Below are 14,501 nucleotides of genomic sequence, written 5' to 3'. Positions count from 1 at the left end.
CATGGCAACCGACGGCCCCATCCACAGCGGCATACCCGCGTCCGAACTCGGCTCCGAGGGCTGGCACAAGCCCTGGAGCGGCACCAACGGCGGAAGCTGCGTCGAGACCAAGCGACTGCCCGACGGCAGTGTCGCGTTCCGGCAGTCCAAGGACCCGGACGGGCCCGCGCTGGTCTACTCCCGGGACGAGATGGTGGCGTTCCTGGAGGGCGCCAAGTCCGGCCAGGCCGACTTCCTGATCGCCTGACAGCCCGATCGCCGACCGCGGCCGATCGCCGTACGCCTCCGGCGGGCGCGGCGCTCGACTTCGCCGACGCGGTCGCGGAACCGTGAACGTCACCTACGCCATGACCGACGTCGCCACCGACCGGACTCGCCGCATGCGTGCGCCCACGCCCCGTCAGTCCCAACTCCGGCATGCGAAACGGCAGTTGCCGATAGGTTGGCGAAGTCCGCGCGAGGCAAGTCAGGAGAACGCCGATGACAGACGGCCGGTCCACCCCCGACCAGGAAGCACTGTCCAAGATCGACACGACGGTGCCGCACTCCGCCCGCATCTGGAACTACTGGATGGGCGGCAAGGACAACTACGAGGTCGACCGCGCGGCGGGCGACGAGTACCGCGAGATCGCCCCCAACATCGAGACGATGGCGCGGGCCTCGCGCACCTATCTCATCCGCGCCGTCACCTTCGTGGCCCGCGAGCGCGGTGTCCGCCAGTTCCTCGACATCGGTACCGGCCTGCCGACGTACGACAACACGCACCAGGTCGCCCAGAAGGTGGCCCCCGAGTCGCGCATCGTCTACGTCGACAACGACCCGCTCGTCCTGCGGCACGCCCAGGCCCTGCTCACCAGCACCCCCGAGGGCACCACGGACTACGTGGACGCGGATCTGCGGGAACCCGAGAAGATCATCGAGACGGCGCGCCGGTTCCTGGACCTCGACAAGCCGGTGGCGCTGATGCTGATGGGCATCCTCGGCCACATCCACGACTGGGAGGAGGCCAAGTCGATCACGCGCCGCCTCCAGGCGGCCCTGCCCGCGGGCAGCTATTTCGTGCACTACGACAGCACGGACACCGACGAGGAGCTCAAGCGCGCTCAGGAGGGGTACGACGACACGGGCGCGATCCCGTACGTGCTGCGCAGCCCCGACAAGCTCTCCGCTCTGTACGAGGGCCTGGAACCGGTGGAGCCCGGCATCGTCTCCTGCCCTCTGTGGCGCCCGGAGCCCGGCACCTCGCCGGAGCCGACGGACGTGTACGGAGGGGTCGCGTACAAGGCGTAGCCGCTTCCGCTGTACCGATCGGTCATGTTTAATGTCACCCTGTCGATCGACAGGATTCCTGGCAATAGCCCGACCGAACGGAACCGCGTGTCCCTCCTCGCCAGGCCTGCGGTGGCCTCCCTCATCGCCAAGACGATGCAGCGTCTCGTCATGCTGGCGGACCGACGGCCCAGCGGCCGGGGTTCCGCCGCCGAGTCCCACGCCCGCCTTCCGGAATTCCCGCGTGCCACAAGCGAGTTGACGGTTCCGACCGCGATCGCTCCGGCCCGGGTCGTGGTCTACCGGCCCACGACGGAGGACCCGGCCCCGCCGGTCCACGTCAACTTCCACGGCGGCGGATTCATCATGCCGGTGACGGAGACGGACGACGCCTTCTGCCGTGCCGTCGCCGCGCTGGCGGGTGTGGTGGTCGTCAACGTGGACTACGTCGTCGCCCCGCAGCACCCCTTCCCCGCCCCGCCCCGGCAGTCCTACGAGGTGGTCCGGTGGATCGCCGAGAACGGCGCCGAGCACGGCTGGGACGGCACCCGGCTCACCGTGGGCGGGCAGAGCGCCGGCGGCGGTCTCGCGGCGGCCGTGGCCCGCCAGGCCCTGGAGGAGGGCGGCCCCTCGATCGCGCTGCAGGTCCTGCACTACGCGCCGCTCGACCTGGCGACCGCCGCGAAGGACAAGCGTGCGGCGATCGCCAAGCCGATGCTGCGCCCGTGGATGGGCGAGGTGTTCGACAGCGCGTACGTGCCGGACCCGCGCGAGCGCACCGACCGGCTCGTCTCCCCCGCCCACCCGAACGAGACCGCGGACCTCAAGGGCATCGCCCCGGCCCTGATCGTCACGGCCGCCCACGACCGTCTCCGGGCGGAGGGCGCGCGTTATGCCGAGCGGCTGCGTCAGGTGGGCTCGCTGGTCGAGCACCATGACGTGGCGGGCGTCGATCACGCCTACGACCTCAACGACGACGAGCAGGGCCGGGAGATCTACGCCTTCATCTCCCAGCACGTACGGCAGGCCACGGCGGACGACTGACGCCCGCACGGGGCACTCCCACTCATCGCAGGGTGAGCGGGGTCTCCGTTTCGGCCCGGGTCAGTTTCTCGGGATTGCGGACGTAGTAGAGGCCGGTGACGAGGGCGTCCTCGACGCGCATCGCCATGATGCCGTCGAGTTCGCCGTCCAGGTGGACGACGAGCGCCAGGCCGCCGTTGACCATGGTGGGGGCCACGGTGATCGGGCTCTTGTTCTTGCCCAGAACGCCGACCAGGAAGCGGGCCACCTTCTCGGCGCCGGTGATCGGCCGCAGCGCCGACTGTTTGATCCCGCCGCCGTCGTTCACCAGGACGACGTCCGGAGCGAGCACGTCGAGGAGGGTCTGCGGGTCCCCGGTCTCCAGTACACGCTGGAACGATTCCAGGACGGCCCGGCTCTCGGCGGGGGAAACCGTCTGGCGGGGGCGCCTGGCGTCGACGTGCCGGCGGGCACGGTGGGCGATCTGGCGGACGGCCGCGGGGCTCTTGTCGACGGCGGTGGCGATCTCGTCGTAGCCCGTGTCGAAGACCTCACGGAGCACGAAGACAGCGCGTTCGGTCGGCGAGAGGGTTTCGAGGACGAGCATCAGGGCCATCGAGATGCTCTCGGCCAGTTCGACGTCCTCAGCCACGTCCGGCGCGGTGAGCAGCGGCTCGGGCAGCCAGGAGCCGACGTAGGCCTCCTTGCGGCGGCTCATCGTGCGCAGCCGGTTGAGGGCCTGCCGGGTCGTGATGCGGACCAGATAGGCGCGCTGGTCGCGGACCTGTGTGAGGTCGACCTCGACCCAGCGAAGCCAGGTCTCCTGGAGGACGTCCTCGGCGTCGGCCGCCGAGCCGAGCATCTCGTAGGCGACGGTGAAGAGCAGGTTGCGGTGGGCGACGAACGTCTCGGTCGCCGGGTCGGCGGCCGGCGCGGGCTCCGGGGCGGTGGTGTGCTCGCTCATGTCCCTGCCCCTGTCCGTGTCCCTGCCCCTGTCCGTGTCCCTGCCCCTGTCCGTGTCCCTGCCCCTGTCCGGCGCGGGCGCCGGCGGTCTTGGCTGCCGGCGGTTCTCAGGCGTGCGTCCACAACATGGTCCGTTTCGTTTTCTTCGGCTGCCGTTCGATCGGCGGAGGGAGGAGGGGGAGGGGGGCACTGCCGGCGCTCCGCTGTGGCACACCGGGCAGTGTCTCAGGACGCCGGTTCAATGGCCGCCCGCGCCTGGCCGGGCCCGGCCTGGACCAGTTGCCGGCGCTTGGTGTCCTTGACCCACCAGGTGCGCGCGCCGGGCTTGCGTGCCTCGTACGACAGCTGCCAGGGGACGCTCCTGCAGATGAGTTCCTTGATCCTGGCGCCCGGCCGCCCCCCGAGGTAGTACCCCTTCGCGGTGTCGTCCCGGCCGGTGAGCTGGAGGACTCCGGCGTGCCGGCCCAGGCTGATGCACTGGCTGACGAACCCCACGTCGATGGGCGCGGGCCGCTCACCGGCGATCCGGCTCAGCACCGTCCGGGCGGCCTGCGGGCCCAGTTGGACCGCTGCCTGGCAGCTCATCCGGAACGGCAGGTCCGACGGAGCCGCCGAGTCCCCGGCCGCGACGATGTGCTCGTCGTCGACGCTCGTCAGCGTCTCGTCGGTGAGCAGACGGCCCAGGGCATCGGTGCGCAGCCCGCTGCGCGCGGCCAGGTCCGGCACCCCGAATCCGGCGGTCCAGATCGTCACCGTGCTCGGCAGTTCGCGGCCACCGGCGAGCCGTACGGCGTCGCGGGTCACCTCCGTCACCTTCGTGTCGGGGCCGTCGAGCACGCTCACCCCGAGCGCGGCGAGTCGCCCGGCGACCGAGCGGCGCCCCCGCGGGTGCAGGGACGGGCCGAGCAGCCCGCCGCAGAGCAGGGTCACGGTGCGGCCCTGTTCCGCGAGCTCGGCGGCGGTCTCGATGCCGGTCGCACCGGCGCCGACCACGGTCACCGGAGCCGACGGGGGCGCCGCGTCGAGGACCGGCCGGAGCCGCTGCGCCTCCTCCAGGCCGGCGATGGGGAAGGCGAACTCGGTGGCGCCGGGTACGCGCGGGTCGGCGCTGCCGCTGCCCACCGCGTAGACCAGGTGGTCGTAGCCCACGGTGTCGCCGCTCGCCAGTGTCAGGGCGCGCCCGGCCGCGTCGATCAGTGTCACGGTGTCCACCAGCAGCCGGACGCTGTCGGCCAGGAGCTCGCGGTAGTCGGCGACCGCCTGGTGGGTGCCCGCGACGAGTTGGTGCAGGCGGATCCGGTCGACGAAGGTCGGGCGCGGGTTGATCAGTGTGACGGTGACGTCGGCGCGCCGCGTCAGACGGTTGGCCGCCATGACGCCGGCGTAGCCGCCGCCGATCACGACCACATCGGTGTTGCCGCTCATGGTGTCTCCTGCCCTTGGACGGTGCCCCTTCAAAGGGGTTCGACCCCAAGACACCGCTCGGGTGGTGGTTGTGACAGGAAGGTCCGCCCTTTTTTCGCCCCCGCCGCCCCTACCCGTCCCATCCTTGGGGGGGCTCCGCCCACCAGACCCCCGTTTTCGGCCCTGAAGGGGCCTCGTCCTCAAACGCCGGACGGGCTGAGGCGGCCGGAGACGCTCGGCGCGAGAGGTTCAAGGCCGCCGGTCCAGCAGGGCATGCCTCCCCCCGGATGAAGGAGGCGTGCGTGACCGGTCAGCCGGCCGTGGACAGTTCCTCGGCCCGCTCGGCCGGCGTCGGCCGTCCGGGCCCGCGCAAACCCGTCAGCGCGACGAACACCGTGGCGAGCACCGCCGCGACGGCGAACGCCGTGAACCCCCAGCCCTCCGACCCGCTCGCCACCAACTGGCCGCCCAGCCACGGTCCGAACACCGCGCCGAAACGGCCGATGCCTGACACCCAACCCACCGCCGTCGCCCGGTCGGCGTCGGTGGAACGGCCCGCCACCGTCGCGTAGATCATGGCCTGGGCGCTGAAGAGGAACATGCCGGTGAGGAAGACCACGGTGTAGGTGAGCGGCAGCTCCATGTGGATGCCCAGGAGGTAGACGCCGACCGCGGTGCACGCGAACCAGACGGTGGCGATGCGGGCTGCGCCGTAGCGGTCGGCGCAGCGGCCGGCGACCAGCATGCCCATGATCCCGCCGAGGTTGATGACGATGAGGAAGGACAGGGACGAGCCGAGTTCGTAGCCGGCGCCGCGCATCATGGTCGGCAGCCAGTTGCTGACCCCGTAGACGAGCAGCAGGCCGCAGAAGGAAGCCAGCCAGAAGAGGACAGTGGTGCGCCACAGGCTGTCGCGGAAGAGGGCTCCGACGGCACTCCAGCGGTCCCCGGTGGCGGGGCGTTCCGTCGCGGCGGCGGGCAGCTCGACGTCGTAGCGGTCGGCGAGGGCCCGGGCCTCCTCGATGCGGCCCTTCGCGATCAGGAAGCGCATCGACTCGGGCAGGAACTTCGCGACCAGCGGGACTCCGACGATCAGGGGGATCACACAGACCCAGTAGGCGACGCGCCACCCGTCGGGGCCGCTCGTCCACAGGCCCAGGAAGCCCGCCATGATGCCGCCGGCCTGGTGCGCGGTCATCAGCGTGCCGACGATCAGGGCGCCCCGGCCGCGCGGGGCGTACTCGGAGACCATCGTGATCGTCGTGGGCAGCAGACCGCCGAGGCCGAGGCCCGCGATGAAGCGGCCGAGGCCGAACACCCCGAGGCTGGGGGCGAGTGCGCACACGGCGGACGCCAGCGAGAACACGGCGGTGCAGGTGAGGATCACCTTCTTGCGCCCGATCCAGTCGGTGACCGTACCCGCGGACAGGGCGCCGATGAGCATGCCGAAGGTGGCGTAGCTGCCCAGGTCGCCCGCCTGGTCGGGGACGAGTCCGAGGGCCTTGTGCTCCAGCATGTGGGGCAGTTCGGCGCCGTAGACGAACATGTCGAGGCCGTCGAAGAAGACGACCAGCCAGCACAGGCCGACGACGAGCACGGCCAGTCTGCCGCCGCGAGCGGGCGGGGCTGAGGCAGGGGCGGGGGACGGAGACATCGTTGTTTCCTATCGTCCGGCAGGAGAGTCCCTGGGGAGGGGGATGCGCTCGACCGTAAAGAACCATCCGAGTGAGTGTCAACGTTTTTGTCAACAATCTCATGGGCGAGGTGAGCCGTGCCGTCGTCGGTCACGGCTCACGCCGCAGATGGAAGCGTCGAGCGGGCACGTCAGTCGAGCGGAGGCGTGCCGTGCGTGTGGAAGGACTCGATGGTCTTGAGGCCCCACGCCTGCCCCTTGGCGCGCTCGGCCGTGGTCCAGGTGATCAGCGGCCAGTCCGGGGCGAGCACCAGCCGGGTCAGCGGGTTGCACAGTTCGACGCGGTTGCCGCCGGGCTCGTAGACGTACAGGAAGAACGTCTGCTGGATGGCGTGCTTGTGCGGGCCGGTCTCGATGTGCACGCCGTTGTCCAGGCACAGGTCGGCGGCGCGCAGGATGTCCTCGCGGGTGTCCGTGGCGAACGCGATGTGGTGCAGGCGGCCGTTGGAGCCGGACCAGTCCTCCGTGTAGACGATGTCGTACGACTTGTTGGTGAACGTCAGCCACTGGGCGGCCAGGCGTCCTTCGTCGAGAACGATCTGCTCGGTGGGGCGGGCGCCGAGGACGTGCTGGATGAACCCGGCGTTCGGTTCGACCGCGGCGGCGAGGAAGTTGACGTGGTCGAGGCGGCGTACGCCGACGCCCGTCGCGGGTTTGGCCTGGGGCTGGTTCTTGAGGCCGGGCCGCAGTTCGGGCGGCGCCTGGTACCACTCGCTCTCCCAGTACAGGGCGATCTCGTGGCCGTCGGGGTCGGTGGTGACGTAGAGCGGGCCGAGGCCGGGTTCGTCCTCGGCCCAGCGGCCGGGGCGGCCGGCGTTCTCGGCCTCCTTGACCCTGCGCTGCAGGGCCTCCTCGCTGGAGGCACGCAGGGCGGTACGGCGGATGCCCGAGGTCGAGTGGGCGGTGAGGGTGAGGCTGTGGTGCTCGTAGTCGTCCCAGGTCCTCAGGTACACCGAGTCGCCGGAACGGCCGTTCTCGGTCAGGCCGAGGATCGTGGTGAAGAACCGGACGCTGGCGTCGAGGTCGGGGGTGAGGAGTTCGACATGGCCGAGGTGGGCGATGTCGCCGAGCGGCGGGGTCATCAGCGGCTCCTGTCAGCGAAGGGAACAGCGGGAGGGACTGCGGGAGAGGCGGTGGGCGGGACGGCGGGGCGGGGGAAGACCGTGCCGTCGAAGATCTTGCGGGCGGTACGGACGACGGCCGTGCGGTGCGCGACCGGGGTGGGGCCGTCGGTGTCGACGACGGACTCGACGTCCAGGAATCCGGTGGGGTGTTCGATGCGCAGCGGGTCGTCGTCGTGGGCGGGGAGACGTGCCACGCCCTCCCCGACGCCGCCAGCCATGCGCAGGCCGGCGGCGACGCTCGCGGCCCCGAGTACGCCGATCGCCGTGTGGCAGCGGACCGGGATGAAGGTGCGGGTCGTGACGGTGCCGCCGTGGGCGGGCGGGGCGAGCAGGGTGAGCTTGGGCACGGTCGTCGCGGAGACATCGCCGAGACCCATCAACTCGCCTGCCGCCAGCCGGATTTCGCGCAGCCGTTCGTTGAGGGTGATGTTCTCCTCCAGGTCCCCCGGGTTTTCGTGGCCGGTGACCTGGAGCGCGGAGGCGGCGATCAGTACGGTCGGCATGCCATTGTCGACGCAGGTCACCGGTGTCCCGGCGACGGTGTCCCGGGCCCGGCCGGTCGGCAGCAGGGATGCGCTCCCCCGCCCGAAGCCGAGCGTGACCGGAGCGGCGGCGCCGGGCACACCGGAGATCTCGGTCGTGCCCCGGTAGACGACACGCCCGCCCTCGGTGGGAAAGGTCGCGGTGGCGTGGTCACCGCTGTTGACCATGCGGATGCGTACGGAGGTCAACTCCTCCTCTGCCGCGACCAGTCCGCGCTCCACGGCGAACAGGCCGACTCCCGCGAGCAGGTTCCCGCAGTTCTGACGATCCGTCACAGTCGGCCGGTCGACGCCGACTTGCAGGAACAGGTAGTCCACGTCGGCCTGTTCGTCGGCCGAGCGGGAGACGACGGCGACCTTGCTGGTGAGGGGGTGGGCTCCGCCGAGTCCGTCGATCTGGCGGGGGTCGGGGCTGCCCATGACCCGCAGCAGCAGCTCGTCGCGGGCCGCGGGGTCGGCCGGCAGGTCCTCGGCGAGGAAGTAGGCGCCCTTGGAGGTGCCGCCCCGCATCAGCATGCAGCGCAGCCCCTCCTCCGGGCGGCCCGTACTCACGGGCGGGCCCCCGGTCCGGAGCCCGGGTCGACTCCCGCGCCGGTTTCCGAGTTGGCGGCACCTGCGTACTCCTCGTACGACTGGTACCGCACCCCCAGCCGTACGAGGGTCTCGCGCAGCCCGTACCGGTCCAGGCCCAACTGGCCGTCGGCGAAGGCGAGTCGGGACGCCTCCTCCTTGGCGGTGCGGGCCTCGGACGCCTTGACGGCCTCGGCGGAGCGCTGCCGGGGTACGACCATCACGCCGTCGTCGTCGGCGATGATCACGTCGCCGGGGTGGATCTGCTGCCCGCCCACCACGACGGGGACGTTGACCGAGCCGCCGGTCGCCTTGACGGTGCCCTGGGCGGACACCGCCGCCGACCAGACGGGGAAGCCCATGGCGCGCAGTTCGGCGGTGTCGCGTACGCCGGTGTTGATGACCAGGCCGCGTACGCCCCGGCGTTGCAGCGCGGTGGCGAACAGTTCGCCGAACAGGCCGTCCGTACAGGGGGACGTGGTGGTGACGACCAGGATGTCGCCCTCGGCGCACTGTTCGACGGCCGCGTGGATCATGAGGTTGTCGCCGGGCCAGCACAGCGCGGTGACGGCGGTGCCCGCGATACGTACGTCCTGCTGGACGGGGCGCAGGGTCGGGCCGAGGAGTCCGGTGCGGCCCAGAGCCTCGTGGACGGTGGCCACGCCATAGCCGGCCAGCGCCTCGACGTCCCCGGCGGCTGCGCGCGGCGGGTCGGTGACGATGACGCCGCTCATGCCAGTTCCCCCGTGACCTGCGGGTAGGGGCGCATATAGGCCTCGCCGTAAGTGGTGTGCGGCAGGCCGAGGTTGGGGCCGGCGTTGCGCTTGAGCTGGACGCCACGCCGTTTGGCGAGGTCGGTGTAGTAGTCCCACAGGTGCTGCTGGGCCGGCAGACACTCCATGGCCTTGCGCTTGGTGTCGAACACCTCGGTGATGTCGAGCAGTACCTGCGGAGTGAAGTCGCACATCTCCGGCTGGTGGGGTTCGAAGAAGAACACCGGTGGCGCGCCCAGGACTTCACCGGGGGCCGGGTAGCCGATGGCCTGGGCGAGGATGCGTGCGTCGAGGGCCATGCGGGCGGCGGCCGGGTGGTCGGCGTTGTAGGGGTCGGACAGCGGGTGGGTGAGCACGACGTCGGGCTGCGTGTCGCGGTAGATGCCCACGAGGCGGTCGGTCAGCTCGGGTGTGGCGAGGAGGGGGTAGTCGCCGGCGTCGAGGAAGCGGACCTCGGCGCCGAGCGCGGCGGCGGCCTGCTCGGCCTCGGTCCGGCGTATCCCCTTGATCTCGTCGAGCGACCTGCCCTCCCGCCAGGCCTTGGCGGACTCGCCGCGTTCCCCGTAGGACAGGCACGCGATGACGACCTTCTCGCCGCGCGAGGCCGCCAGGGCGATGGCACCCCCCGCCCGCCAGACGAAGTCACCGGCGTGTGCGCTGATCACCAGTGTCGAGCGAGCGGCGGCGGGCACCGCACCGTGTGTCATGGCAGAGATCTCCTTGGTGGACAGATCGGTCGGCCCACCCCGGCGGCGTCATCCGCGCAACGCGCTATTCGCGCAACGCGGCGATCACGCTCGTGAGATGGGCGCGAGCGGCCGCTTCGGCCGCCTGCGGGTCCCTGGCCGTGATCGTCTCGACCATGGCCAGGTGTTCACCCAGGGACTGCTGGGGACGCCCCGGTCGCAGCGCGAGCTGGAAACGGTGACGCACCAACTGGGCGTTGAGCTTCTCCAGGAGTTCCACGGCCGTCCGCTGGCCGGAGAACTGTCTGATCCTGGCGTGCAGTTCTTGGTTGAGTTCGGAGTACGTGACCGGCTCGCCGTCGGCGACGGCCTTCGCCATCGCCTCGCCCAGGCCGGTCAGTTCGGCCAGTTGGCCGTCGGTGGCCGCCACGGCCGCCTTGGCCGCACACAGCCCTTCGAGGACCATCCGGCACTCGGTGATGGCGACCGCTTCCTCCACTGTCACCACCCGCACCCGCGAGCCGCGGTTGAGGATCCGCTCGACCAGCCCCTCCGACTCCAACTCGATCAGCGCCGCCCGGACGCTGGCCCGTGTCACACCGAACTGCTCGGCGAGTTCGTTCTCCACCAGCCGCTGAGCCGGCGACATGTCGCCGCGCAGGATCGCCTGCCGCAGCCGCTCCAGCGCGTGCTGCTTGGCCTGCTCTCCGGTGCCTGGACGGGCCTGGTTCGGCATGTGCCCTCCTGAGTGAGTGCCTGTCGACGCTAAATCTAGACGGACAACATTGTCAACAATATTGTTCTCCATACTTGCACACAGTTCACGCCCGATCGGCGAGATGTTCTCGTGCGGTTCACGCACAGAAGTCCCCCTTTAGGGCCGATCCGGCTATCAGGTCAAGCGTCCCGGACTATTGACTCCATCACCTTGCTGTCGCGATCCTCATCACAGTGTTGCGCGAGCCATGACAAACCTTTGTGCGAGGACGTGAGTGATGACCGAGCCTGCTTTCCCGCCCCGCCCGCATCGAGGACGCAGACCCCTGACCGTGCTGCCCCTGCTCCTCGCCGTGATGGCGCTGATGCTCGGCACCGGGCCCAGTTCGGCGGCCGGCACGGACTGGTGGACACCGACCGCGCGCCCGACGCCCGACTCCCAGATCAACGTCACGGGCGAGCCCTTCAAGGGCACCAACGCCCAGGGCGAGGTACAGGGGTTCGTCGACGCGCACAACCACCTGTTCTCCAACGAGGCCTTCGGCGGGCGGCTCATCTGCGGGAAGGTCTTCTCCACCAGCGGGATCGCCGACGCCCTCAAGGACTGTCCGGAGCACTACCCGGACGGCACCCTCGCGCTCTTCGACTACATCACCCACGGCGGCGACGGCAAGCACGACCCGGTCGGCTACCCGACGTTCAAGGACTGGCCCGCGTACGACTCGATGACCCATCAGGCGAACTACTACGCCTGGGTCGAGCGCGCCTGGCGCGGCGGTCAGCGTGTGCTGGTCAACGACCTGGTCACCAACGGCGTGATCTGCTCGGTCTACCCGTTCAAGGACCGCAGTTGCGACGAGATGACGTCCATCCGTCTCCAGGCGAAACTGACGTACCAGCTCCAGGACTTCATCGACGCGCAGTACGGCGGCACCGGCAAGGGCTGGTTCCGGATCGTCACCGACAGCGCACAGGCGCGTGAGGTGATCAAGCAGGGCAAGCTGGCCGTCGTACTCGGTGTCGAGACCTCGGAGCCCTTCGGCTGCAAGCAGATCCTGGACATCGCGCAGTGCAGCAAGGCCGACATCGACAAGGGCCTCGACGAGCTGTACGGCCTGGGTGTGCGCAGCATGTTCCTGTGCCACAAGTTCGACAACGCGCTGTGCGGGGTGCGGTTCGACGAGGACGGTCTCGGTACCGCGATCAACGTCGGCCAGTTCCTGTCGACGGGCACTTTCTGGCAGACGGAGAAGTGCACGACCGCGATGCACGACAACCCCATCGGCGGCGCCACGGCGACCAGCGCGACGGAAGACCTGCCGGCAGGCACCGAGCTGCCGACGTACGCCTCGGACGCGCAGTGCAACAAGCGCGGGCTCACCGCGCTCGGTGACTACGCGGTGCGCGGCATGATGAAGCGCAAGATGATGCTGGAAATCGACCACATGGGCGTCAAGGCCGCCGGTCAGGCGATGGACATCTTCGAGTCGGAGGCCTACCCGGGCGTCCTCTCCTCGCACAGCTGGATGGACCTCAACTGGACCGACCGGGTCTACGGCCTCGGCGGCTTCATCGCCCAGTACATGCACTCCTCCAAGGAGTTCGTCGCGGAGGCCGCGCGCACCGACGCCCTGCGCACCAAGTACAACAAGGGCTACGGCTACGGCACCGACTTCAACGGCATCGGCGACCACCCCGCTCCGCGCGGCACGGACACCGGTACGACGGTGACGTACCCCTTCACCAGTGTCGACGGCGGCTCGGTGATCGACCGGCAGACCACCGGTTCACGTACCTGGGACATCAACACGGACGGGGCCGCGCACGTCGGGATGATCCCGGACTGGATCCAGGACATCAAGCAGGTCGGCGGCGCGGACGCGGTGAGCGACCTGTTCCGGGGCGCCGAGTCCTACCTCGGCACCTGGGGTGCCTCGGAGGCCCACAAGGCCGGGGTGAACCTCGCCAAGGGCGTGACGGCGACGGCCAGTTCGTCCGAGTCGAACCCGTTCACCAGCTACCAGCCCGGCCGCGCCGTGGACGGCGACTCGGGTACCCGCTGGGCGAGCGACTGGAGCGACGACCAGTGGCTCCAGCTCGACCTCGGGTCGACGAACCTGGTCAAGCGGGTCACGCTCGACTGGGAGAAGGCGTTCGGCAAGGAGTACCGCATCGAGCTCTCGACCGACGGTACGACCTGGCAGACCGCGTGGTCGACGACCGTCGGCGACGGCGGCCTGGACACCGCGCAGTTCGCGGGAGTTCCGGCCCGCTATGTGCGCGTCCACGGACTGGATCGGGGCACGGACTGGGGATACTCACTCTACGAAGTGGGTGTCTACAGCAGCTGAGTTCCGTACCCAGGGGGAGTTCATGGCACGCAAGCCGTCGGCCGAACGGCGTCGGCAGCTGACCGAGGCGGCCATCCGCGCGATGACCCGGGACGGCGTCCCCAGGACGACGACCCGGTCCATCGCCGCGGAGGCCGGCGTGTCGCTGAGCGTCTTCCACTACTGCTTCGACTCCAAGCAGGCCCTGATCGAGTCGGTCATCACGACGATCATGGACCACTTCGTCGATGTGGTGCGGGAGGCGATCCAGCCGCGGCCCACCCTCCAGGAGACGATCCGGGCGGGCTTCAGGGCGTACTGGGACCATGTGGCCGCTCACCCGGGCGAGCACATGCTGACGTACGAACTCACCCAGTACGCCCTGCGCGAGCCGGAGTTCGCGCATCTGGCCCGTCGGCAGTACGAGCTGTACGCCGACACGTACGCCGGACTGCTGGAGCAGCTGCGCGAGACCATGGGCTTCGAACTGAGCGTTCCCGTCCCGGTGTTGGCCCGCTATCTGGCCGCGATGACGGACGGGCTGACGCTCAACTTCCTCGCCCTCGGCGACGAGAAGGCCTGTATGGACATCGTCGACACGGTCACCGACCATGTGGCATCCCTCGTACGGGAGTAGCTCGTACGGGAGTTGGGGCCGCGCCACTGACGCGAGGTGAGGGCGCTCACCTCGTCGGTGAGGGAGCCGCGTGTCGATGCGGCCCCACGCCCCTTCAGGGCACGGCCAGCAGGCGTTCGGCGTATTCCGTGAGGTACTCCTCCCGCTGCTTCGCCGACGCCTCCCCGGGGGCGCGTGCGACGAACGGCGGCAGGACGTCGAAGCCCAGGCAGCCGAGGATGCCGTGTTGGATGGGCCAGAGGGCGCGGTCCAGGTCGTCGTCGGTGCCGTCGGGGCCGTAGAGGCCGGAGGGGGTGCCGGTGGTCGTGCACACCAGGGCGCGTCTGCCTCTGAGCGGGCCGGTGCCGTAGGCGCGCCCCTTCCCGTAGGCGAAGCCGCGGGCCATCGTGCGGTCGACCCAGCCCTTGAGGATGGCCGGCATACCGGACCACCACAGGGGGAACTGGAGGATCATCAGATCGCACCGGGCGACCTTCTCCTGTTCGGCGAGGACGTCGGGCGGGGTCTCGTGGGCCGCCGACACACGTTCCTGCTCTGCGGGGACGTCCAGGAAGTCGGGGTCGGTCCAGACCCCGGGGAAGTCGTCGGCGTCGACGGCGGCCTTCCAGCCGAGCCGGTACAGGTCGCTGACCACGACCTCGTGCCCGGCCCGCTTCAGGACGTCCACGGCTCTGACCTTCAACGCGCCGTTGAATGAGCAGAGTTCGGGATGGGCGAAAACGATCAGTACGTTCACAGTGGGGGGTCTCCTCAGATCGTCCGTGCTGAGC

14 protein-coding genes are annotated in these 14,501 nt (G+C 70.1%); 5 read left to right on the top strand and 9 right to left on the bottom strand.

Annotated elements, in window-relative coordinates; all coding sequences use genetic code 11:
* The first annotated feature begins 1 nt into the window (after position 1).
* The 3 genes from G3I71_RS00740 to G3I71_RS00730 all read left to right on the top strand — a co-directional run bounded on the left by G3I71_RS00740 (position 2) and on the right by G3I71_RS00730 (position 2,313).
* Entirely contained in the window at positions 2 to 247 is a 246-nt protein-coding gene (locus G3I71_RS00740; protein ID WP_164311875.1) for a DUF397 domain-containing protein, read from the top strand.
* A gap of 233 nt (positions 248 to 480) precedes the next feature.
* On the top strand, positions 481 to 1,290 hold the full coding sequence (locus G3I71_RS00735; RefSeq protein ID WP_164311874.1) for an SAM-dependent methyltransferase: 810 nt from the start codon (positions 481 to 483) through the stop codon (positions 1,288 to 1,290).
* An 87-nt stretch (positions 1,291 to 1,377) separates the two neighbouring features.
* Positions 1,378 to 2,313 carry an alpha/beta hydrolase fold domain-containing protein gene (locus G3I71_RS00730; protein ID WP_164312047.1) on the top strand — a complete coding sequence of 312 codons (936 nt, stop codon included), beginning with the start codon at positions 1,378 to 1,380 and terminating at the stop codon, positions 2,311 to 2,313.
* A 22-nt stretch (positions 2,314 to 2,335) separates the two neighbouring features.
* Here G3I71_RS00730 and G3I71_RS00725 read toward each other — a convergent pair whose 3' ends face one another.
* The 8 genes from G3I71_RS00725 to G3I71_RS00690 all read right to left on the bottom strand — a co-directional run bounded on the left by G3I71_RS00725 (position 2,336) and on the right by G3I71_RS00690 (position 10,783).
* A complete protein-coding gene (locus tag G3I71_RS00725; protein WP_164311873.1) occupies positions 2,336 to 3,256 on the bottom strand; it encodes an RNA polymerase sigma-70 factor in 921 nt (306 codons plus the stop codon).
* A 224-nt stretch (positions 3,257 to 3,480) separates the two neighbouring features.
* Positions 3,481 to 4,680, bottom strand: coding sequence for an NAD(P)/FAD-dependent oxidoreductase (locus G3I71_RS00720; protein WP_164311872.1), 1,200 nt, complete (start codon positions 4,678 to 4,680; stop codon positions 3,481 to 3,483).
* Positions 4,681 to 4,969: 289 nt separating this feature from the next.
* A complete protein-coding gene (locus G3I71_RS00715) occupies positions 4,970 to 6,313 on the bottom strand; it encodes an aromatic acid/H+ symport family MFS transporter (protein ID WP_164311871.1) in 1,344 nt (447 codons plus the stop codon).
* Positions 6,314 to 6,483: 170 nt separating this feature from the next.
* Entirely contained in the window at positions 6,484 to 7,434 is a 951-nt protein-coding gene (locus tag G3I71_RS00710; RefSeq protein ID WP_164311870.1) for a catechol 2,3-dioxygenase, read from the bottom strand.
* A complete protein-coding gene (locus G3I71_RS00705) occupies positions 7,434 to 8,534 on the bottom strand; it encodes a 4-oxalomesaconate tautomerase (RefSeq protein WP_164312046.1) in 1,101 nt (366 codons plus the stop codon). Before G3I71_RS00705 ends, G3I71_RS00710 begins: the two co-directional genes overlap by 1 nt.
* A gap of 32 nt (positions 8,535 to 8,566) precedes the next feature.
* Positions 8,567 to 9,322 carry a 4-carboxy-4-hydroxy-2-oxoadipate aldolase/oxaloacetate decarboxylase gene (locus G3I71_RS00700; RefSeq protein WP_164311869.1) on the bottom strand — a complete coding sequence of 252 codons (756 nt, stop codon included), beginning with the start codon at positions 9,320 to 9,322 and terminating at the stop codon, positions 8,567 to 8,569.
* Entirely contained in the window at positions 9,319 to 10,068 is a 750-nt protein-coding gene (locus tag G3I71_RS00695) for a PIG-L deacetylase family protein (protein WP_164311868.1), read from the bottom strand. Before G3I71_RS00695 ends, G3I71_RS00700 begins: the two co-directional genes overlap by 4 nt.
* Before the next feature lie 64 nt (positions 10,069 to 10,132).
* Positions 10,133 to 10,783, bottom strand: a complete 651-nt coding sequence (locus G3I71_RS00690) for a GntR family transcriptional regulator (RefSeq protein ID WP_164311867.1) — start codon at positions 10,781 to 10,783, stop codon at positions 10,133 to 10,135.
* 259 nt (positions 10,784 to 11,042) lie between these two features.
* On the opposite strand from G3I71_RS00690, the gene G3I71_RS00685 reads away from it, so the two are divergent.
* Both G3I71_RS00685 and G3I71_RS00680 read left to right on the top strand, forming a co-directional pair.
* Positions 11,043 to 13,115 carry a discoidin domain-containing protein gene (locus G3I71_RS00685; RefSeq protein ID WP_203728961.1) on the top strand — a complete coding sequence of 691 codons (2,073 nt, stop codon included), beginning with the start codon at positions 11,043 to 11,045 and terminating at the stop codon, positions 13,113 to 13,115.
* A 22-nt stretch (positions 13,116 to 13,137) separates the two neighbouring features.
* Positions 13,138 to 13,731: a TetR/AcrR family transcriptional regulator gene (locus G3I71_RS00680; protein ID WP_164311866.1), complete on the top strand. Its 594-nt coding sequence runs from the start codon at positions 13,138 to 13,140 to the stop codon at positions 13,729 to 13,731.
* A gap of 94 nt (positions 13,732 to 13,825) precedes the next feature.
* Here G3I71_RS00680 and G3I71_RS00675 read toward each other — a convergent pair whose 3' ends face one another.
* Positions 13,826 to 14,467 carry an NAD(P)H-dependent oxidoreductase gene (locus G3I71_RS00675; protein ID WP_164311865.1) on the bottom strand — a complete coding sequence of 214 codons (642 nt, stop codon included), beginning with the start codon at positions 14,465 to 14,467 and terminating at the stop codon, positions 13,826 to 13,828.
* Between the last annotated feature and the right edge of the window lie 34 nt (positions 14,468 to 14,501).

The organism is Streptomyces sp. SID12501 (assembly GCF_010550245.1).
Classification (GTDB): domain Bacteria; phylum Actinomycetota; class Actinomycetes; order Streptomycetales; family Streptomycetaceae; genus Streptomyces.
The sequence above is the reverse complement of the archived record's forward strand: the minus strand, read 5'-3'. Positions and strand labels throughout refer to the sequence as shown.